The sequence below is a fragment of the Mycobacterium aquaticum genome (assembly GCF_002086485.1).
Classification (GTDB): Bacteria; Actinomycetota; Actinomycetes; order Mycobacteriales; family Mycobacteriaceae; genus Mycobacterium; species Mycobacterium aquaticum.
In genome coordinates this window covers 23569-42482 of sequence record NZ_MVHF01000039.1, presented here as the reverse complement: position 1 = coordinate 42482, position 18914 = coordinate 23569, and the positions used below count along the sequence as shown (strand labels likewise).

Annotated in this window: 24 protein-coding genes and 1 tRNA gene; 10 read left to right on the top strand and 15 right to left on the bottom strand. The window is 67.7% G+C overall.

Annotated elements, in window-relative coordinates; translation table 11 throughout:
* Nucleotides 1–68: 68 nt before the first annotated feature.
* Nucleotides 69–533, top strand: a complete 465-nt coding sequence (locus tag BST13_RS28480; RefSeq protein WP_083168305.1) for a GatB/YqeY domain-containing protein — start codon at nt 69–71, stop codon at nt 531–533.
* A 1-nt stretch (nt 534) separates the two neighbouring features.
* Here BST13_RS28480 and BST13_RS28475 read toward each other — a convergent pair whose 3' ends face one another.
* The 3 genes from BST13_RS28475 to BST13_RS28465 form a co-directional block, all read right to left on the bottom strand.
* Nucleotides 535–732 (bottom strand): three-helix bundle dimerization domain-containing protein, encoded by a 198-nt coding sequence (locus BST13_RS28475; RefSeq protein ID WP_083168225.1) that lies wholly within the window; start codon nt 730–732, stop codon nt 535–537.
* Nucleotides 733–809: 77 nt separating this feature from the next.
* Nucleotides 810–1598 carry an acyl-CoA thioesterase gene (locus BST13_RS28470; RefSeq protein ID WP_083168222.1) on the bottom strand — a complete coding sequence of 263 codons (789 nt, stop codon included), beginning with the start codon at nt 1596–1598 and terminating at the stop codon, nt 810–812.
* Between the two features lie 37 nt (nt 1599–1635).
* Nucleotides 1636–2133 carry an SRPBCC family protein gene (locus tag BST13_RS28465; protein WP_083168220.1) on the bottom strand — a complete coding sequence of 166 codons (498 nt, stop codon included), beginning with the start codon at nt 2131–2133 and terminating at the stop codon, nt 1636–1638.
* Nucleotides 2134–2179: 46 nt separating this feature from the next.
* On the opposite strand from BST13_RS28465, the gene BST13_RS28460 reads away from it, so the two are divergent.
* A complete protein-coding gene (locus tag BST13_RS28460; protein WP_083168218.1) occupies nt 2180–3322 on the top strand; it encodes a serine/threonine-protein kinase in 1143 nt (380 codons plus the stop codon).
* Nucleotides 3323–3378: 56 nt separating this feature from the next.
* Nucleotides 3379–3576: a hypothetical protein gene (locus BST13_RS28455; protein WP_083168216.1), complete on the top strand. Its 198-nt coding sequence runs from the start codon at nt 3379–3381 to the stop codon at nt 3574–3576.
* Here BST13_RS28455 and BST13_RS28450 read toward each other — a convergent pair.
* The 8 genes from BST13_RS28450 to ponA2 form a co-directional block, all read right to left on the bottom strand.
* The gene (locus BST13_RS28450) at nt 3552–4076 is read right to left on the bottom strand and encodes a CGNR zinc finger domain-containing protein (RefSeq protein ID WP_083168213.1); all 525 of its coding nucleotides are present in this window, start codon (nt 4074–4076) and stop codon (nt 3552–3554) included. The genes BST13_RS28455 and BST13_RS28450 overlap by 25 nt on opposite strands.
* 89 nt (nt 4077–4165) lie before the next feature.
* Nucleotides 4166–4239 (bottom strand) — tRNA-Pro (locus tag BST13_RS28445).
* 131 nt (nt 4240–4370) lie between these two features.
* Complete coding sequence (locus tag BST13_RS28440; protein WP_083168210.1) at nt 4371–4634, bottom strand: SHOCT domain-containing protein; 264 nt, start codon at nt 4632–4634, stop codon at nt 4371–4373.
* 83 nt (nt 4635–4717) lie between these two features.
* Nucleotides 4718–5383 (bottom strand): response regulator transcription factor, encoded by a 666-nt coding sequence (locus BST13_RS28435; protein ID WP_083168208.1) that lies wholly within the window; start codon nt 5381–5383, stop codon nt 4718–4720.
* Complete coding sequence (locus BST13_RS28430; RefSeq protein WP_083168205.1) at nt 5380–6543, bottom strand: sensor histidine kinase; 1164 nt, start codon at nt 6541–6543, stop codon at nt 5380–5382. The genes BST13_RS28435 and BST13_RS28430 overlap by 4 nt, the downstream gene beginning before the upstream one ends.
* A gap of 217 nt (nt 6544–6760) precedes the next feature.
* Nucleotides 6761–7867, bottom strand: a complete 1107-nt coding sequence (gene cds1 / locus BST13_RS28425; RefSeq protein ID WP_083168203.1) for an L-cysteine desulfhydrase Cds1 — start codon at nt 7865–7867, stop codon at nt 6761–6763.
* Nucleotides 7864–8820, bottom strand: coding sequence for a metallophosphoesterase (locus BST13_RS28420; RefSeq protein WP_083168200.1), 957 nt, complete (start codon nt 8818–8820; stop codon nt 7864–7866). Before BST13_RS28420 ends, cds1 begins: the two co-directional genes overlap by 4 nt.
* 81 nt (nt 8821–8901) lie before the next feature.
* A complete protein-coding gene (gene ponA2 / locus BST13_RS28415) occupies nt 8902–11340 on the bottom strand; it encodes a transglycosylase/D,D-transpeptidase PonA2 (RefSeq protein ID WP_083168197.1) in 2439 nt (812 codons plus the stop codon).
* Nucleotides 11341–11699: 359 nt separating this feature from the next.
* Between ponA2 and BST13_RS28410 the strand changes: the two genes are divergently transcribed.
* A complete protein-coding gene (locus BST13_RS28410; protein ID WP_165606267.1) occupies nt 11700–11999 on the top strand; it encodes a WhiB family transcriptional regulator in 300 nt (99 codons plus the stop codon).
* Between the two features lie 9 nt (nt 12000–12008).
* On the opposite strand, the gene bagB is transcribed toward BST13_RS28410, so the two are convergent.
* On the bottom strand, nt 12009–13112 hold the full coding sequence (gene bagB, locus BST13_RS28405) for an ATPase BagB (protein ID WP_170064351.1): 1104 nt from the start codon (nt 13110–13112) through the stop codon (nt 12009–12011).
* Between the two features lie 29 nt (nt 13113–13141).
* Complete coding sequence (gene bagA / locus BST13_RS28400; protein WP_170064349.1) at nt 13142–14173, bottom strand: ATPase BagA; 1032 nt, start codon at nt 14171–14173, stop codon at nt 13142–13144.
* Nucleotides 14174–14217: 44 nt separating this feature from the next.
* On the opposite strand from bagA, the gene sp36 reads away from it, so the two are divergent.
* Genes sp36 through BST13_RS28390 form a run of 3 tightly spaced genes read left to right on the top strand, consistent with a single transcriptional unit; the run spans nt 14218 to nt 15628 of the window.
* Nucleotides 14218–14379, top strand: a complete 162-nt coding sequence (sp36, locus tag BST13_RS38415) for a Sp36 family protein (RefSeq protein ID WP_018603531.1) — start codon at nt 14218–14220, stop codon at nt 14377–14379.
* The gene (locus BST13_RS28395) at nt 14376–14831 is read left to right on the top strand and encodes a RidA family protein (protein WP_083168190.1); all 456 of its coding nucleotides are present in this window, start codon (nt 14376–14378) and stop codon (nt 14829–14831) included. Before sp36 ends, BST13_RS28395 begins: the two co-directional genes overlap by 4 nt.
* Nucleotides 14828–15628, top strand: a complete 801-nt coding sequence (locus tag BST13_RS28390; RefSeq protein WP_083168187.1) for an MBL fold metallo-hydrolase — start codon at nt 14828–14830, stop codon at nt 15626–15628. Before BST13_RS28395 ends, BST13_RS28390 begins: the two co-directional genes overlap by 4 nt.
* Here BST13_RS28390 and crp read toward each other — a convergent pair.
* Nucleotides 15625–16299 carry a cAMP-activated global transcriptional regulator CRP gene (crp, locus tag BST13_RS28385; RefSeq protein WP_003883807.1) on the bottom strand — a complete coding sequence of 225 codons (675 nt, stop codon included), beginning with the start codon at nt 16297–16299 and terminating at the stop codon, nt 15625–15627. The two genes, BST13_RS28390 and crp, sit on opposite strands and share 4 nt — an antisense overlap.
* A gap of 90 nt (nt 16300–16389) precedes the next feature.
* Complete coding sequence (locus BST13_RS28380) at nt 16390–16623, bottom strand: hypothetical protein (protein ID WP_083168185.1); 234 nt, start codon at nt 16621–16623, stop codon at nt 16390–16392.
* A gap of 190 nt (nt 16624–16813) precedes the next feature.
* Between BST13_RS28380 and nth the strand changes: the two genes are divergently transcribed.
* The 3 genes from nth to BST13_RS28365 are packed head-to-tail and all read left to right on the top strand — an operon-like array spanning nt 16814 to nt 18911.
* Nucleotides 16814–17494 (top strand): endonuclease III, encoded by a 681-nt coding sequence (nth, locus tag BST13_RS28375; protein ID WP_170064350.1) that lies wholly within the window; start codon nt 16814–16816, stop codon nt 17492–17494.
* Entirely contained in the window at nt 17491–18138 is a 648-nt protein-coding gene (locus tag BST13_RS28370) for a TlpA family protein disulfide reductase (RefSeq protein ID WP_083168180.1), read from the top strand. Before nth ends, BST13_RS28370 begins: the two co-directional genes overlap by 4 nt.
* Nucleotides 18135–18911: an NUDIX hydrolase gene (locus BST13_RS28365; protein ID WP_083168177.1), complete on the top strand. Its 777-nt coding sequence runs from the start codon at nt 18135–18137 to the stop codon at nt 18909–18911. Before BST13_RS28370 ends, BST13_RS28365 begins: the two co-directional genes overlap by 4 nt.
* Nucleotides 18912–18914: the final 3 nt, after the last annotated feature.

Here is an 18914-nt window from a genome sequence, read left to right as displayed (position 1 = left end):
TCTCCATCCTGTCGATCACCGGCAAAATTGACAACGTGACCCGCTGCCGGGCGGCGTAGGTTGTGGCCATGGCCGAACTCAAGGAGCAGTTGCGCGCAGATCTGACCGCGGCGATGAAGTCGCAGGACAAGTTGCGTACCGCGACGCTGCGAATGTTGTTGGCCGCGATACAGACCGAAGAGGTCGCCGGCAAGCAGGCGCGCGAGCTCTCCGATGCCGAGGTGATCGCCGTGCTGTCGCGCGAATCCAAGAAGCGCGGTGAAGCCGCAGCGATCTACACGCAGAACGGCCGAGGCGAGTTGGCGGCCAATGAGCATGCCGAGGCCAGGGTCATCGACGAATACCTGCCGACGCCGTTGACCGACGCGGAGTTGGCCGATGTCGCCGACTCGGCCATCGCCCAAGTGGCCGAGGACATCGGCGAGCGTCCGAGCATGCGTCAGATGGGCCAGGTGATGAAGGTCGCGACGGCCATCGCCGACGGCAAGGCCGACGGCGCGCGGCTGTCGGCGGCCGTGAAGTCGCGGTTGTAGCTCAGCTCAGCGCGGCAAGTTCGGCACTGACGCGACGCTCCACCAGAAGCGGGATGAAGTCGCGGATCGAGCTGTCCTGAAATCGGGTGTGGGCGGCGAGCACCGCAGTGGACACACGAGCGGGCGGTAGCTGATCGAAGCGCTTGACCAATCGCTCCTCGACGTCAGCCACCAGTTCCCGCTCGCTTTTTCCCAACACGCAAATAATTGTCTGATCGGTGGGTTTACCGCGTCAACGCGCGCTTCGTCACAGTTCTCGACACGTGTCAACGCGCGTCACAGGCGCCAGAGGGCTTCCTGGGTCGTGCTGGCGATCAGTGTCCCGTCCGCGGCATAGAGCGATCCGACCGACAGGCCGCGCGAATCGTTGTGGTTCACCGACCGGACCTCATACCGGTGCCATTGGTCGGGCTGGAACGGCCGGTGAAACCAGATGGCGTGATCCAGGCTGGCGGCGAAGCCGAGATCGCGTCGCAACTCGACATGCGGCGGCAGCGCGGCCGGGACGGGACCGAGGTCCGACATGAATGCCAGCGTGGCGGCTCTGATCAGTGGGTCGTCCTCGATCTGTTTGCGTGACCGGATCCAGAACGGCGGGACCGCGAACTCCGTCTCGTCGCCCGGCACGGTACGCAGCTCGAACCATTCGCCGAAGTCGAGTGGCGTCTCTTTCGGTGCGGCAGAGTCGAATTCGAGTTTCGTCGGGATGTCGGGGTACCAGTCGGCACCCGGCTCCGGCAGGTGGAAGGACGCGATCATCTCCAGGATCACCGCGTCGTTCTGGATCGCGGTGACCCGGCGGGTGTCGAAGCTGCGGCCGTCGCGGGTGCGCTCGACCTGGAACTGGACCTCGGCGTCATAGCGGCCGCCGCGGACGAAGTATGCGTGCAGCGACTGCGGTAGTTTGCCGGGCCCGACAGTGGCGCCCGCCGCGGCCAGCGCCTGAGCGGCGATCAGCCCGCCGTAGAGGCGCGCGACGGCCGAGCGCCCGGGCTCTTTGATCCGGAAGGTGTCGCCGTCCCGCTCGAACTTCAGCAGATGGGCGATCCAGCTGTGCGCGGTCATCGGCCAGACGCTATCAACCACTTGGTTGGGAGCTGTCTCACACCTGCCTGGCGAAGTACCGCTCACCGTCGGAGGCCAACCGGCCGAATGCCGCCTTGAGCACCGGGGCCAGCGCCTTGAACGGCAGCGCGAATGCCGGCTTCGGCTCGATCGCCACGATCCAGGTGAACTGCGTGCGCCCCTCGCCGGCGGGCTCGATCAGGTAGTCCTCGGCGAACCGCCGCAGCGACGGAATGTTCGCGTGGTCCGCAGCGAACGAATATCGACGGCCGTCCTCCCAGCGGAAGAACGTCTCGTGGACCTTCACCACGCCCGGGGCGAGCACCACCTCCCGAGAAGTGCCGACCCCGAACGGCCGCGGCGACAGCCAGGTGAGGCGCGTGACCGACGGTCCCCAGGCAGCCAGCGACTCGTCGGAGGTCAGCGAATCCCACACCCGTTCTGGTGGCGCGGCAAACTGTTTGGCGTAACGGAAGATGTGCGGCGCGGTGGTGAAGAAATCGGCGTCGGCGGATTCCAGTGTGAACCGGGGCATCCGTTGAGCATGCCAGGGGTTCAGCCGGGTGTGCGATAGTCCGGATATGGGGAGAACCGATGAACTCCTCGTCGACCGCTACGAGCTGCGCAGCATCCTGGGCCGCGGCGGGATGGCCGAGGTTCGCGACGGGTGGGACACCCGCTTGTCGCGGCCGGTCGCGATCAAGTTGCTGCACGCGGACTGGGTCGCCGACCATGGCCTGCGGCGCCGGTTCGACGACGAGGCGCGCGCCGCGGCGGCGCTCAACCATCCGAACATAGTCGTGGTGCATGACAGCGGCGAGCATCACGGCACGCCGTTCATCGTCATGGAGAGGCTGCCGGGACGCTCCCTTGCCGACGAGATCGCCGCCGGTCCGATGTCCATCGACCGGGTTCGCGCGGTACTGGCCGACGTGCTCGCGGGCTTGTCGGCTGCCCACGCAGCAGGTATCCTGCACCGCGACATCAAGCCCGGCAACGTCCTCATCACGTCATCCGGCGCCGCCAAGCTCTCCGACTTCGGCATCGCCAAGACCGGAGGCGGCAACCTCACGCGCACCGGTGAACTGTTCGGCACCATGAGTTATCTGAGCCCGCAACGCCTTACGGGCCAACCGGCGTCGCCGTCCGACGATCTGTATGCCGTCGGCGTCCTCGGCTACGAGGCGCTGACCGGTCTGCGACCCTTCGACCGGGACAACCCGGCGGCCACCATGCGGGCCATCCTCGACGAGCCTGCGGTGCCGATCAGAAAGCTGCGCCCAGACGCCGACCCGGGTGTGGTCTTTGTGCTGGAGTCGGCGATGGCCCGGGAGCCGCAGTTCCGTTTCGGCGACGCCGAAGCCATGCGGGCAGCCCTGACCGGACAGCCTGCCGCCCGCCCGGCGACCCGCGTGATGACGACGCCGCTGCCCATGGAGCCGGCGTCGACGGTCCTGCCGCCTCCGCCGGTTCGTCCGCCGGGGCGGCGTTCCCGCGTCAAGATCGCGCTGATCGCCGCCGCTGCGGCGGCCGCGGTGATTCTCGGGGTGATCCTGCTGGCCGTCGATCGTTCACCGCAGCAGGCACCCGCGAACCCCGTGGCGCCGCCGACGACGACGGAGCCCACGGCTCTCATGAGCGTGGTGCCACATCCGCCGACCGTGCCCGCGGACCAGGGCGATGAAAAGCCGCCGCACGGCAAGAAGAAGGGCCGCCACGACTGAGGCGTGTCCGATGTAATGGTTGAAACGCAATAACTCATTGCGGAAGCCTTGTTCGCGTGAATGATCTGCAACCTGTCTGGGTCACGGTGTCGGTGCATATGACCAGCGAGGGCCGCGTGATGTACCAACGGGGCGCCGGCGGATGGCGCGTGGTGCGCGAAGGCGGTGACATGGCTGTCGAGATGCAGACCGCGCAACCGACGCCCCGCCATCTGCGGCTGGTCGGCGGCTATGGTGCCGTCCGGGCGCGGTGACGCTGGACGGCATCGGTGTTGCCACACCGTGCCGAGCAGTACGCGCGGCGGCCCGTGCGGCTGGTGTCCACGAACACCAGCGGACACCCTCTGCGTGAGCACGCCCCCAACCGACTGCCCTCTGCCTCGACCGTGAAGATCGCGAGACCGCCTGCCGTCACGGCCATCACACGCCCGACAAGGTCATCGTCGTCCGGTGCGAAGTGCAGATGGGGCCCGAAATTGTCGTGGGTGGTGAGATACACGCTGCCGGCGCCGTCCACCAGCAATGCATTGACGGCCTGACACCGTTCCGTCACGGTTGACGCCACGAACACCGTGCGCAGCCGCGCCGACCACCGGCGAAGTGCGGTGGCCACAGCACCGTCCACCTCGACACGCCGGATGCCGTGGTCGCGCAGCACCGACTCCACATTCGCGACCGACCAATCGCCGCTGTGCAGGTTCACGAGGTCGGCAGCGAGCTGCACGCCGGTCATGTTGTCATGGCGAAACTGCATCGACTCATTACATCAGCAGTGCGCGCCGCCGCAAACAAAAATGCAGGTAGGGCAATCGTTCTCGATGCCGCTACCTGCACTTCTCACTGTCGGGGTGGCGGGATTCGAACCCACGACCTCTTCGTCCCGAACGAAGCGCGCTACCAAGCTGCGCCACACCCCGCGTGAAGCCTCGACAGCGTATCGCACAGGGGTGGTCGAAAGCCAAACGGTTACGGTCGCCGAGTTCGACACCAGGGTCGTCGATCGGCCACGGTCACGACCCTGGCGTCAAAATCGGTGTTCCACCGCAGATCAGCGACGTGTTTCCCGCAGGACGGCCAGGCGCCCGCGGTACTCGGCCTCGTTGACCTCGCCCTTGGCGTAGGCGTCCCGCAGGGTGCGTTCACCTTGGCGGCCGCGGAACCGTCGGACCGTGAAGACGATGCCGACGATCACGAGCGTCCAGAACGTCAGCGGGATCAGCAGGAACCAGGGATTCCACGCGTGCTCGGCGAACCGTGGCCCGTGCTCGGCGAGGAATGTGGTTGTGGTGGGGGTGATTTCGTGAATGTTCATACCTCAAGCCTGCTGGGCGTCGGCGTCGGGGACATCGGCCCGCGGGCGTCATCTGCGGTACGCGCCGGCGCGTAGTGACGACGTCAGCCCTGCCACCGTGGGCGTACCAGCCCGCTCTCGTAGGCCATCACGACCAGCTGGGTGCGATCGCGGGCGCCCAGCTTCATCAGGATGCGGCTGACGTGGGTGCGGGCCGTGGCGGGGCTCATGAACAGCCGCTCGCCGATCTCGGCGTTGCTCAGCCCCTCGGCGACCAGCGTCATCACCTCCCGCTCCCGTGAGGTCAGATCGGGCAGTGCCGGAGCGGCCGGGGTCTTGGCGTGCGCGGCGAACTCCGCCACCAGCCGGCGCGTCACCGACGGTGAGAGCAGCGCATCGCCGTCGGCAACCACGCGCACGGCGCGGACCAGTTCGGCCGGCTCGGTGTGCTTGACCAGAAACCCGCTGGCCCCGGCTCGCATCGCCTCGAACACGTACTCGTCGAGCTCGAAGGTGGTCAGCACCACCACCCGCACACCGGTCAGCTCGGGATCGCCCGCGATGGCCCGCGTGGCGGCCAGGCCGTCCATATCCGGCATCCGGATGTCCATCAACACCACATCCGGGCGTAACTCGACGGCGGCTGCCAGGGCTCGGGCTCCCGTGTCGGCCTCGGCCACCACCTCGATGCCGTCCTGCGCATCGAGCAGGGCCACAAAACCGGCCCGCACGAGCGCTTGATCATCGGCCACCACAACTCGAATCGTCATGAGGGGTAAGCGCTTTCGTCGATGGGCAGGCCGGCCCGCACGCTGAACCCGCCGCCGGGAACCCGCCCGGCGCTGAACGAGCCGCCGAGTGCCCGCGCCCGCTCCCGCATGCCGGTGATCCCACTGCCGCCCGCCGAGGTGCTGCCACGCGGAGTGCCGTTGTCGTCGACGGCCACAGACAACCGAGATGCGGTGTAGTCCACGGTGACCGCAGCCGTGGTGGCGGTGGAGTGGCGCACGACGTTGGTCAGGGACTCCTGCACGATGCGGGCCGCGGCCACGTCGATCACCGCGGGCAAGGTCCGCGGCGAGCCCGTCACCGTCGTCGTCACGGTCAGCCCGGTCGCGCGGGCGGGCCCCAGCAGGCCGTCGAGATCGGCGATGCCCGGGGTCGGTGCGGTGGGCTCGCCGCCTTCGGCGCGCAACGCGGTGACCAGTGAGTGCACATCTGAAATCGCTTGGCGGCTGGCATCTTTGATGGCCGCCAGGGCCGGACCGGCCCGCTCGGGTTGCTTGTCGAGGAGCTCGAGCGCCACCGACGACTGCACGTTGATCATCGACAGGCTGTGCGCCAGCACGTCGTGCAACTCGCGGGCGATGGCCAGCCGCGCGGCCGTCGCCTCCCGCTGCCGCTCGGAACGCGCCGCCGACGCCATGGCGTCCTGCCGCAGCCGGCGGGCCTCCACCACCGAGCGGCGCTGGCGCAACCCCTCGGCGATGGCGACCAGCACCAGCAGCCACGCACCCAGCCCGCCGATCGCCTCGAGTGGCGGACGGGGCCGGCCGGCCAGCCACGGGATCACCCACGCGGCCGCCCAGCCGATCAGCGGCAGCGGGTAGGTCCACCACCGCGGGCACACCGTCGCGGCCCGCACGAATGCCACCACGAGCGACAAGAACACCGGCCCGGGACCGAACCCGGCCAGCACGTACGTCGCGGTGATCGCCGTGACGGCCAGCAGAACCGGACAGGGGTGGCGGTAACGGGCCAACAGCATCAGCGGCCCGGCCAGCAGCAGCACAAATCCGAACCAGGTCAGCGGCGCCAGTTCGGGGCCGCGGTGATGACGCATCCCGGTGCTTCCGGCCACCTGGATGACCGCGACGAGCAGCGGCACCAGCCACAACGCCGGGCGGCGGTGATCGGCGCTGGCGTCCATATCCGCAACCTAGTCCGGCCGGCTCACGGCGGCATCCGCGTCGCGGCGTACATCACCATCCGCCGCGGGATGGATTCGGCATGTCGGTGGCGTTGTGCACACTGAAGCCACCGGCACGACTGGAGACCACCATGACAACCTTGGGCGCCACCATCTACCTGGGTTTTTTCGCGGTCGCAGCGCTGTGGCTGTTCGCAACGGCTGACGGCGCAGACGATCAGGACCAGGATCCCGAGCGTTCGAACTCTGCGAGCACCGCAGCGGGCCCGGACGGGTCCAGCCCTTGGGCGCTCACCCAGTCGTCATTGAAGTAGGTGTCGGCGTAGCGGTCGCCGCTGTCGGCCAACAGGGTCACCACCGACCCGCTCTGCCCGTGCTTGACCATCTCGGCGAGCAATCCGAACGCACCCCAGATGTTGGTGCCCGTGGACGGCCCGACCCGGCGTCCCAGGACGGCGCTGACGTGGCGTGCCGCCGCGACCGACGCGGCATCGGGCACTGACACCATGCGGTCCACCACATCGGGCAGGAACGACGGCTCGACCCGTGGTCGGCCGATTCCCTCGATGCGCGACGACGCGCCCGTGACGATGTCGCTGCGCCCCTGTGCGTAGGCGGGGAAGAACGCGGAGTTCTCGGGGTCGACGACGCACAGCCGGGTCGCGTGGCGGCGGTACCGGATGAACCGGCCGATCGTCGCGCTGGTGCCGCCGGTGCCCGCGCCCACCACGATCCACTCCGGAATCGGATGGGCCTCCATCTGCATCTGCTCGAAGATCGACACGGCGATGTTGTTGTTTCCGCGCCAGTCGGTGGCCCGCTCGGCGTTGGTGAACTGATCCAGGTAGTGCCCGCCGGTCTCGGCGGCCAGCCGTTGCGCCTCCTCGTACACCTGCGAGGATTTCGCGACGAAATGGCAACGGCCGCCCTGAGATTCGATGAGGGCGATCTTGGCCGTGCTGGTCGATGACGGCACCACCGCGATGAACGGAAGGCCCAGCAGCGCCGCGAAATACGCCTCAGAGACCGCGGTGGATCCCGAAGACGCCTCGATCACCGTGGTCTTCTCGGCGATCCAGCCGTTGCACAGCCCGTAGAGGAACAGCGACCGGGCCAGCCGGTGCTTGAGGCTTCCGGTGATGTGAGTCGACTCGTCCTTGAGATACAGCGCCACGTCGACGCCGTCACACCATGCCGAGGGCAAGGGGTAGCGCAACAGGTGGGTGTCGGCGCTGCGCCGGGCGTCGGCCTCGATCAATCGGACCGCGTTGTCCACCCAGTCACGGGGCTGGCTGCGCGACGCCGTGCCCGCAGGTGTGTTCACCGTGCGGAGACGGTCGGCGACGACGTGCCGGCGCGTGTGCCGACATGACCACCACCGGTGGGCGCTGCAACCAGCGTCAGCAGCGTCGCCTCCGGGCGGCAGCAGAACCGCATGGGGGCGTACGGGGACGTGCCGATGCCCGCCGAGACGTGCAGTGCCATGTTCGCGCCCCAGCGAGAGGCGCCCTTGGCCCGCGACCGGTCCAGATCGCAGTTGGTGACGAGCGCGCCGTAGAAGGGCAGGCACAGCTGCCCGCCGTGGGTGTGACCGGCCAGCACGAGCTGGTAGCCGTCGGCCGCGAAGCGGTCGAGCACCCGCGGTTCGGGGGAGTGGGTCAACCCGAGCGTGAGGTTCGCGGCGCTGTTGGCCGCCCCGGCGATGGTGTCGTATCTGTCCCGCTTCAGGTGCGGATCGTCGACCCCGGCGACCGAGATGTGCAGCCCGGCCACCTCGATGTCGCGACGCGTATGGGTGAGGTCATACCAGCCCCGCTCGGTGAACGCCGCCCGCAGGTCCTGCCATGGCAGCGGATCGCCGTGCACGCGGTGCTGCGGTTTGGTCACGTAGTTCAGCGGGTTCTTCAGCCGCGGCGCGAAGTAGTCGTTGCTGCCGAACACGAACAGGCCCGGCACCGACAGCAGCTCGCTCAGCGACTGCACGACGGCGGGAACCGCCTTGGTGTGCGCCAGGTTGTCGCCGGTGTTGACCACCAGGTCCGGCTCGAGGCGGGCCAGGTCGCGCAACCACGCCTGCTTGCGGCGCTGACCGGGCCGCATGTGCAGATCGGACAGGTGCAGCACGCGCAGCGGCGACGAACCCGGTGCCAGCACCGGCATGGTCGCTTCGCGCAGGACGAAGGCATTGCGTTCGATGAGCGACGCGTACCCGATCCCGGCCACCAACGAGCCGGTGGCGACGGCGGCTGTCTTCTTGGCTACCGAGGCGGCTGACATGCTGGCAGCCTACTGCCCGATGCTGTGCCGCACCCATTCTTGGCCGGTCAGGGTGGGCCGATGCACATCACGATCAGACCGTCATGGCGGTGGCGGCGGTCCGAGCACCGGCACGGTGATCGGTGGCAGGCCAGGGATCTCCACGACCGTCTGACCGATCTCGGGCGGCGGACCGCCCGGCAGCGGTATCGCCACCGGTGGAGGCGGCGGTGGTGGCGGGATGCCGTTGCTGATCTGGATCGTGATGATCGAGCCAGGGATGGTCTGCCCGCTGGGTGTCGTGCCGACGACGGTGCCGTACTTGGCGCTGCTGTTGACCGACGCGCTGCCGTCGGCGACCTGGAAACCGGCCTCCTTGAGACGCTGCCGCGCCGCGTTCTCGTCCAGGCCGTTCACGGTGGGCACCTGCGAGCCGGGGCCGCCGTCCACGTAGCGCGGATCGGTGGGCGGCAGCGCGACCGGGCCGAAGTTGTTGGCGATCGGCTTCATCGCGGTGAACCAGGTGCGGGCGGGCTCGTTACCACCGAAGAGGTTGCCGTTCCCGCATTGACGCAGCGGGAACGAGCACAGCTCACTGGGAGTGGACGAGTCGTCATAGATGTAGTTGGACGCGGCGTACTGGTTGGTGAAACCGAGGAACGCCGAGGACTTGTTGTTCTCGGTCGTGCCGGTCTTACCGGACATCGGCAGATCCCAGCCCACCGAGCCGGCCGCACCCGCCGAGGTGCCCGAACCGGTGTCGTCCTTGCTCATGGCGTTGGCCAAGGTGTTGGCCAACCCTTCCGGCACCACCTGTTCGCAGGTCTCGGTGGTCACCGAGACCTCCTGACCGTGGCGGTCGACGACCTTGTCGATCGGATTGGGCGGGCACCACATACCACCGGATGCCAGGGTGGCCGCCACATTCGACAGCTCCAGCCCGTTCACCTCCAGCGGCCCCAGCGTGAACGACCCGATGTTCTGTCTCTTGACGAAATCAGCCAGGCTCTCGTTGCTCTCCGGGTCGTAATCGCGTGCCGTGCCGGGCATCGCGTAGGACCGCAGGCCCAGCTTGACCGCCATGTCGACCACCCGCGGCACGCCGATCTGCGAGATCAGCTTGGCGAACGCGGTGTTCGGCGAGGTGGCCAGCGCTTCGGTGACGCTCATGGAGCCCTTGTAGTTGCCCGCGTTCTTCACACACCAGGTTTCCTTCGGGCAGCCCGGGGTGTCGCTGCTGCCCAGACCCTTGGCCTGGAAGAACCCGGGCACGGGCAGTGTGGTGTTGATGCCCATCCCCATGTCCATGGCCGCGGCCGTGGTGAAGAGCTTGAAGATCGACCCAGCACCGTTGCCGACGAGGGAGAACGGTTGCGGCTGCATGGTTTCGCCCGCGTCGGTGTTCAGGCCGTAGGTGCGGTTGCTGGCCATCGCGACCACCGGGTGCGACGTCTTGCCCGGCTTGACCACGCTCATCACGCTCGCGATGCCGTCGATGGTCGGGCTCGCGATGCCATCGATCGCCGACTTCACCGGCACCTGCACATCGGGATCCAGCGTGGTCTTGATCAGGTAACCGCCCTTGGCGACCTGCTCCTTGCTCAGGCCTGCCCGGGCCAGGTACTCCAGCGCGTAATCGCAGAAGAACGCCCGGTCACCCGCGGCGATGCAGCCGCGCGGGAGCTGGTTGGGCTGCGGCAGGATGCCCAGCGGCTGCTCCTTGGCGGCCCGCAGCGCGTCGGCTTCCTGCGGGATGTTGTCGATCATCGTGTCCAGCACCAGGTTCCGGCGGGCGAGGGCGCCGTCGGGGTTGGTGTACGGATTGAGCGTGCTGGTCGACTGCACCATGCCCGCCAGCAGGGCGGCCTGCTGCCAGTTCAGCTCGGAGGCATTGATGCCGAAATAGGTCTGGGCCGCGTCCTGGATGCCGAAGGAACCGTTGCCGAACGACACCAGATTGAGGTAGCGGGTGAGGATCTCGGGCTTGGTGAACGTCTTGTCCAGCGTCAACGCCATCCGGATCTCGCGGAGCTTGCGGGCCGGGGTGGTCTCGATGGCGGCGCGGCGCTCGGCGTCGGTCTGCGCGACCACCAGCAGTTGGTAGTTCTTCACATACTGCTGTTCGAGCGTTGAGCCACCACGGGTGTCGGCATTCCCGGACAGATAACCGGACAGGCCGGTCAGGGTGCCCTGCCAGTCCACACCGTTATGTTCGGCAAACCGTTTGTCCTCGATGGAGACGATCGCCAGCTTCATGGTGTTGGCGATCTGATCGCTCGGTACTTCGAACCGGCGCTGCGAGTAGAGCCACGCGATGGTGTTGCCCTTGGCGTCGACCATCGTCGACACCTGCGGCACGTCGCCTTCCACCAATGCGGCCGAGCCGTTGGCAACGACGTCGGAGGCTCGGTTGGACATCAGCCCGAATCCGCCGACAACCGGGAACATGAAGGCGGCCGCGAGCACGCTGGCCAGTAGGCAGCACCAGGCGAGCTTTATGACCGTGACCGTGGTGGGCGGTCGCGTCGGCTGGTCTGGCATGGGTACAGAGTAACGACGCTTCCCTGGGGGTCCACCGGCGAGCGCGCGAACGGCGTTATCACGATCTCGCTGGGGAAACGGCGTAAACGCTGCGATGCATGATCAGACTGCACGGCCGTCCCAAAAAAGTGCCTCGCAAACTGTTGCGTTAATACCCTCTGACCACCTAGCTTGGACACACAGTGCGACCCAGGTAACACAGGCTGGCGCAATGTGGCGTAGATCGCATCGGCGTTCTACACCGGAGGGCTCACCGTCGGCCATAGCGGTCGAAGGTTGGAACGAAGGGATCGCAGGTGTCAGATTCACGGACTGTCACGCGCAAGACGACTACGGCCACATCCAGCCCTGCTCACAGTTTGGCACACGGAGCCGAGGCAGAGGCGCGCATCGCATGGGTGTCGCAGGCCCGGTGCAGGCAGGCCGATCCTGATGAACTGTTCGTCCGTGGCGCGGCCCAGCGCAAAGCCGCGGTGATCTGCAGGCACTGCCCGGTGATCCTCGAGTGCGGGGCCGACGCGTTGGACAACCGCGTCGAGTTCGGCGTCTGGGGCGGGATGACCGAGCGCCAGCGTCGCGCACTGCTCAAGCAGCACCCCGAAGTTGTTTCCTGGGCCGACTTCTTCGCCGCCCAGCGCAAACATCGCAGCGCTGTTTAGCGCGCCCCTCTAGACGGGTTCTCCGACGCCGGTGATCTGATCGGCGATCGCCCGCAACGCTTCGAGATCCGACACGTCGAACGGCAGCGACGGCACGCCGACGATCGCGACGTGCGGATTGGCCCCCGTGAACCGAGACAGCAGCCGCACCTCGCGCTTGGCGGTCTGCGCCCGGTCGGCGTGGATGCGCAACACCGCCACGGCCAGCGCATCGGGATCTTCGGTCGCCAGGTCGTCAGCGGCTTCTTCGGCCTTTTCGGCGTGCAGATCGCTCAACGTCGGATGGGTCCGGTTGAGGATCAGCCCCGCGAGTGGCATGTTCTCCCCGGCGAGGCGGTCGACGAAGAACGACGCCTCCCGCAGCGCATCGGGCTCGGCGGCGGACACCACGACGAACTGGGTGCCGCGGCGCTTGAGCAATTCATAAGTGCGGTCGGCTTTTTCGCGGAATCCGCCGAACGTGGCGTCCAGTGACTGGACGAAACCCGCTGCGTCAGAAAGCATTTGAGACCCCAGCACGGTGGACAGGGCTTTCATCGCCAGCCCCATCGCGCCGGTGACCAGCCGGCCGATGCCGCGGCCGGGGGCCAGCAGCATGCGCCACAGCCTGCTGTCCATGAAGCTGCCCAACCGCTTTGGTGCGTCGAGAAAGTCCAGCGCATTGCGTGACGGTGGGGTGTCGACGACGACGAGATCCCACTTGTCCTCGGCCAGTAGCTGACCGAGCTTCTCCATGGCCATGTATTCCTGCGTGCCGGCCAGTGAGGTCGCCACGGTTTGGTAGAACTGGTTCTCCAGGATGGAGTCGGCGCGGCCCGGCCCCGAGTACTGGATCACCATCTCGTCGAACGTGCGACGCATGTCCAGCATCATCGCGTGCAGTTCGCCGGTGACCTCGGGTGCCAGCGGAACCCGTTGCGGGGTATTGCCGAGATCCTTGATGCCCAGTGCCTGCGCCAGTCGTTTGGCCGGGTCGATGGTGAGCACCACGACCGTGCGGCCGTACTCGGCGGCGCGCAGCGCCATCGCCGCCGCGGTGGTGGTCTTGCCGACACCGCCTGCGCCGCAACACACTACGACGCGGTTGGAGGTGTCGGCCAGGATGGCGCCCATGTCGAGGGCAGCGGGCTTGGTGCTCACGGTTATCGGACCCCCTGTTGGGCAAGAGCTTCGGCGAGTTCGTACAGACTGCCCAGATCGACGCCGTCGGACAGGGCAGGCAGCTCGAGGCGCGGGACGTCGAGGGCGTCGAGCTGCTCGGCGCTCTCCGCACGGGCGGTGAGCCGGGTGGCGTGCTGGATGGTCTCTGTGAGCAGCCCCGCGAAATCGCTGTCGGACAACGTGATTCCGACCTTCGCCAAGCCGGCCCGCACCGCGTCGGCGTCGATGTCGCCGTCGGCAGCCTTGGCCAGATCCTCGGGGGACAGGTAGGCCGGGATGTTGCGGTTGACGATGACGCTGCCGATCGGCAGGCCCAGCTCGTTGAGCTCGTCGATGGCCTCCAGCGTCTCCTGGATGGGCAGGGCCTCCAGCAGGGTCACGAGATGGATCGCGGTCTGCTCGGAGTGCAGCAGCTTGACCACGCCGTCGGCCTGCGAGTGCACCGGGCCGCCCTTGGCCAGATCGGACACGGCCTTGGTGACGTCGAGGAACCGCGAGATGCGGCCGGTGGGAGGAGAATCGACGACGACCGCGTCATAGGCGATGCGCTTGGCCTTCTCGCTGCGGTCGGTGCGCGTCACGATCTCTTTGATCTTGCCGGTGAGCAGCACGTCACGCAGGCCGGGCGCGATGGTGGTGGCGAATTCGATGGCACCGATGCGGCGCATCGCCCGGCCGGCCAGGCCGAGGTTGTAGAACATGTCGAGGTACTCCAGGAACGCCGCCTCGATGTCGATGGCCAGGGCGTTGACCTGGCCGCCGCCCTCGGCGGTGGCAATCTTGACCTCCTCGTACGGCAGTGGCGGAACGTCGAACAGCTGCGCGATGCCCTGCCGTTCCTCGACTTCCACCAGCAAGACCCGGCGTCCGCCGGCCGCAAGGGCCAGGGCCAGAGCTGCGGCGATGGTGGATTTGCCGGTACCGCCCTTGCCTGACACGAAATGCAGACGGGCCTTGGTCAGCCGCGACGGCCAGGCGACGTGCTTGGCCGCGCTTTCTGTGGTTGCCACCACTGCATGCTAACCATTGACCGAACCCCGCCCGATAAGCTCAGCCCATGAGCGAACCGACCCGGTGGGAGTACGCAACCGTGCCGTTGCTGACGCACGCCACAAAACAGATTCTCGACCAGTGGGGCCATGACGGCTGGGAGCTGGTTTCCGTGCTGCCCGGCCCGACCGGTGAACAGCATGTCGCCTACCTGAAGAGGCCGAAGTGACCATTTCGCAGCGACTGACCGAACTGGGCATCGAACTGCCCGAGGTGGTGGCGCCGCTGGCCGCGTACGTGCCGGCGACCCGCACCGGGAATCTGGTGTACACGGCAGGGCAGCTGCCCATCCAGAACGGCGAGCTCGTCGCGACCGGCAAGGTCGGCGCCGAAGTCAGCCCCGAGCAGGCCAGCGACCTGGCCCGGCTGTGCGGGCTCAACGCGCTGGCCGCAGTGCACGCCCTGGTCGGCATCGACTCCGTCGTCAAGGTCGTCAAGGTGGTCGGCTTCGTCGCGTCGGCTCCCGGCTTCAGCGGGCAACCCGGCGTCGTCAACGGCGCCTCCGAACTCTTCGGTGCCGTGTTCGGCGAGGCAGGCGCACACGCGCGTTCGGCGGTCGGCGTGTCGGAGTTGCCGCGGAATGCGCCGGTGGAGGTCGAGATCATCGTAGAGGTCGCGTGACCTCTGGCGCGGAGCTGCAGCACCCGGCCTACGGGCTGTTGAGGCCGGTCATCGAAACAGACACGGTGTCGGCCTCGGTGCTGCTGTGCAACAACCCGGGTTTGATGACCTTGGAGGGCACCAACACCTGGGTGTTGCGCGCGCCGGGCAGCGACGAGATGGTCGTCGTGGATCCCGGCCCCGACGATGACGAGCACATCGCGCGCATCGCCGAACTCGGCCGGATTCCGCTGGTGCTGATCAGTCACAAGCACGACGACCACACGGGTGCCATCGACAAGGTCGTCGACGCAACGGGCGCCACCGTGCGCTCGGTGGGCAGCGGCTTCCTGCGCGGCCTCGGCGGCCCGCTGTCCGATGGCGAGGTGATCGACGCGGCCGGCCTGCGGATCACCGTCATGGCCACCCCTGGGCACACCGCCGACTCGTTGAGCTTCGTCCTCGACGACGCGGTGCTGACCGCGGACACCGTGCTGGGCCGCGGCACCACCGTCATCGACACCGAGGACGGGAGCCTGCGTGACTATCTGGAGTCACTGCGCCGGCTGCAGGGCCTGGGCGGGCGTACGGTGCTGCCCGGACACGGCCCGGAGCTGGGCGACCTCGCGGCCGTCGCCCAGATGTACCTGGCGCACCGCGAGGACCGGCTCAATCAGGTCCGGGGTGCATTGCGGGAACTCGGCGACGATGCGACCGCGCGTGCGGTCGTCGAGCATGTGTACACCGATGTCGACGAAAAACTGTGGCCTGCAGCCGAATGGTCGGTGCAGGCCCAGCTGGACTATCTACGCGGCTAGCGCGCTCGCCTCGCGAGGCGCTCGCTGTCACTGATCAGCACGCTCTTGCCCTCCAGGCGGATCCAGCCGCGGTGGGCGAAGTCGGCAAGGGCCTTGTTCACGGTCTCCCGTGAGGCGCCGACCAGCTGAGCGATCTCTTCCTGCGTCAGGTCGTGGGTGACGCGCAGCGCGCCGCCCTCCTGGGTGCCGAACCGCTGGGCGAGCTGCAGCAGCTGCTTGGCGACGCGGCCTGGCACGTCGGTGAAGATCAGGTCGGCCAGGTTGTTGTTGGTACGCCGGAGGCGACGGGCGAGCACGCGCAGCAGCTGCTCGGCGATCTCGGGCCGGTCGGCGATCCAGGCCCGCAGGGCGTCGCGGTCCATGGACACGGCGCGCACCTCGGTGATGGTGGTGGCGCTCGAGGTACGCGGACCCGGGTCGAAGATCGACAGTTCACCGAACATGTCCGACGGACCCATGATGGTCAGCAGGTTCTCTCGGCCGTCCGGTGAGCGGCGGCCGATCTTCACCTTGCCGGAGATGATGATGTACAGCCGGTCACCGGGCTCGCCTTCGGCGAACACGGTATGCCCGCGCGGGAAGTCGACTGGCTGCAGCTGCTTGGTGAGCGCTGATACGGCGGTGGGTTCGACTCCCTGGAAGATTCCGGCCCTGGCCAGGATCTCGTCCACGTTGTTCCTCTTAAGGTGTCGGGTGATATTGACCCTCTATTGACAATTCATGATCAGTCTAGAGGTACGCGGTTTCGCGACTAGCCCACGCTACACACGATTGGCATGGCGAGGCGTATGAAATCCGGGATTCGTCGCATGCTGGCTGTAGACCCGCGTGGGCAAACGGTCGCCGTCGAGGCTCGCGAGCCGCCGCTGCAGACCGTTGAACGTGTCGCGCGCACCGGCCGGGCGCTCGGTGGCGAGCCAATTCTCGAGCCGGCCGAGCCCGACCGCCACCAGCATCAGCAAGGCGGGGACGAGCGCCACCAGCAACCACGACACAAGGGTGAAGTAAACACGGTGTAGGTCTCAGGGAGGTCACGAAATGCCACCAGGTCCGCTGCCGGGTGTGTCGGAGGGAATCAGTACCCTGACAAGGGTGAGCACGGGTGCCGTCCGAACAGGGAAAACAGCCCGTCCCAAAAAATGGGACACCGAGACGCACCTTGGCCTGGTCCGCCGCGCCAGACGCATGAATCGTGAGCTGGCGCAAGCTTTTCCGCATGTGTACTGCGAGCTGGACTTCACCAACCCGCTCGAGCTCGCCGTCGCAACCATCCTGTCGGCGCAGAGCACCGACAAGCGCGTCAACCTGACCACCCCGGCGTTGTTCCTCAAATACCGCACCGCGCTGGACTATGCGCAAGCCGACCGCACCGAGATGGAAGAGCTGATCCGGCCGACCGGGTTCTATCGCAACAAGACCACGTCGCTCATCCGGTTGGGCCAGGAGCTGGTCGAGCGGTTCGACGGTCAGGTGCCCGCCACCATGGAAGACCTGGTGACGCTGCCGGGCATCGGCCGCAAGACAGCGAACGTGATCCTGGGCAACGCCTTCGACATCCCCGGCATCACCGTCGACACCCATTTCGGCAGGCTGGTGCGGCGCTGGCGCTGGACCGAAGAGGAAGATCCGGTGAAGGTCGAGCACGCCGTCGGTGAGCTGATCGAACGCAGCGAGTGGACGCTGCTCAGCCACCGGGTGATCTTCCACGGCCGCCGGGTGTGCCATGCCCGCAAACCGGCCTGCGGTGTGTGCGTGCTGGCCAAGGACTGTCCGTCCTTCGGCACCGGTCCCACCGATCCGCTGATCGCCGCCCCGCTGGTCAAAGGCCCCGAGACCGAGCACCTGCTGGCTCTCGCCGGGTTGTGAAGACTTCGACCCGGTGGACCATCGCCGTGCTGGTGGTCCTGGTGGCCTTGGGTGCGGCGTTCTGGATGCAGATGCGCGACGTCCCGAGCACAGGCGTCGCGCCTGCGGCCGGCCGCGATCACCGCGATGCCGACACCCCGCAGGCCCTCGCCGGTCCGCGTGCCCGAGCGGCCCTGCCGCCGTGCCCGCCGCCCGGGCAAGGGCCAGGCCCGCAAGCACTGGGCGGTATCACGCTGCAGTGTGTCGGTGACGGCGCCGCGGTCGACGTGGCTCGCGCACTCGCCGGACGCACGGTGGTGCTGAACCTGTGGGCGTATTGGTGCGGACCGTGCGCCGACGAACTGCCCGCGATGGCCGAGTATCAGCGCCGCATGGGGTCCGACATCCTCGTCGTCACGGTGCACCAGGACGAGAACGAGGCCGCTGCACTGCTGCGGCTGGCCGAGCTCGGGGTTCGGCTGCCGACGCTGCAGGACGGTCGTCGGTTGGTCGCCGCCGCTCTGCGGGTGCCCAACGTGATGCCTGCGACGGTGGTGTTGCGCGCAGACGGTAGCGTTGCCGGAATCCTGCCGCGGCCCTTCTCCAACGCTGACGAGATCGCCGCGGCCGTGTCGGACAAATTGGGCCTAGGAGCGGCGCGTTGACTTCCCAGCTCGGCGAGCTGAATCCCGATGCCGCACCGCCGTGGCTGCGACCTCTGGTGGACAACGTCGACGGGGTGCCCGACGCGTATCGTCGCCGGGTTCCGCCGGACGTGCTGGCCAGCATCGTCGAATTGGACAAACAGGCGGTCCTGGCCGGTGCCCGCCGGGACGCCGCGGTGCTCGTGTTGTTCTCCGGCCCCGCCGATCTGCCTGCGCCCCACCTTCCCGACGATGCCGACCTGTTGGTCACGGTCCGGGCGTCGACGCTGCGGCACCACGCCGGGCAGGCCGCCTTTCCCGGGGGCGCCACCGATCCGGGCGACGACGGCCCGGTGGCCACGGCGTTTCGCGAGGCGTGGGAGGAAACGGGCATCGATACCGGACGGTTACGTCCGCTGGCCACACTGGAACGCATGTTCATCCCGCCGTCGGGATTCCACGTCGTCCCGGTGCTGGCCTACTCACCGGACCCAGGCCCGGTGGCCGTCGTCGACCCGTCCGAGACCGCGGTGGTCGCGCGGGTGCCTGTGCGCGCGTTCATCAATCCGGAGAATCGGCTCATGGTCTGTCGCGAAGCGGCCACCCGCCGGTTCGCCGGCCCGGCGTTTCTGCTGAACGAGATGCTGGTGTGGGGTTTCACCGGGCAGGTCATCTCGGCCATCCTCGATGTCGCGGGCTGGGCGCAGCCGTGGAACACCGACGACGTACGGGAACTCGACGAGGCAATGGCGCTCGTCGGGCATCCGAACGGCTACGGTGAAGCGCAACGTTGAACT

Excerpts from the sequence above, each read along its gene's own strand:
- BST13_RS28480 (WP_083168305.1), top strand. The coding sequence starts at position 69 with ATGGCCGAACTCAAGGAGCAGTTGCGCGCAGATCTGACCGCGGCGATG.
- BST13_RS28470 (WP_083168222.1), bottom strand. The coding sequence starts at position 1,598 with ATGACCGCGCACAGCTGGATCGCCCATCTGCTGAAGTTCGAGCGGGAC.
- BST13_RS28465 (WP_083168220.1), bottom strand. The coding sequence starts at position 2,133 with ATGCCCCGGTTCACACTGGAATCCGCCGACGCCGATTTCTTCACCACC.
- BST13_RS28460 (WP_083168218.1), top strand. The coding sequence starts at position 2,180 with ATGGGGAGAACCGATGAACTCCTCGTCGACCGCTACGAGCTGCGCAGC.
- BST13_RS28450 (WP_083168213.1), bottom strand. The coding sequence starts at position 4,076 with ATGCAGTTTCGCCATGACAACATGACCGGCGTGCAGCTCGCTGCCGAC.
- BST13_RS28440 (WP_083168210.1), bottom strand. The coding sequence starts at position 4,634 with ATGAACATTCACGAAATCACCCCCACCACAACCACATTCCTCGCCGAG.
- BST13_RS28435 (WP_083168208.1), bottom strand. The coding sequence starts at position 5,383 with ATGACGATTCGAGTTGTGGTGGCCGATGATCAAGCGCTCGTGCGGGCC.
- BST13_RS28430 (WP_083168205.1), bottom strand. The coding sequence starts at position 6,543 with ATGGACGCCAGCGCCGATCACCGCCGCCCGGCGTTGTGGCTGGTGCCG.
- BST13_RS28420 (WP_083168200.1), bottom strand. The coding sequence starts at position 8,820 with ATGTCAGCCGCCTCGGTAGCCAAGAAGACAGCCGCCGTCGCCACCGGC.
- ponA2 (WP_083168197.1), bottom strand. The coding sequence starts at position 11,340 with ATGCCAGACCAGCCGACGCGACCGCCCACCACGGTCACGGTCATAAAG.
- bagB (WP_170064351.1), bottom strand. The coding sequence starts at position 13,112 with ATGGGCGCCATCCTGGCCGACACCTCCAACCGCGTCGTAGTGTGTTGC.
- sp36 (WP_018603531.1), top strand. The coding sequence starts at position 14,218 with ATGAGCGAACCGACCCGGTGGGAGTACGCAACCGTGCCGTTGCTGACG.
- nth (WP_170064350.1), top strand. The coding sequence starts at position 16,814 with ATGAATCGTGAGCTGGCGCAAGCTTTTCCGCATGTGTACTGCGAGCTG.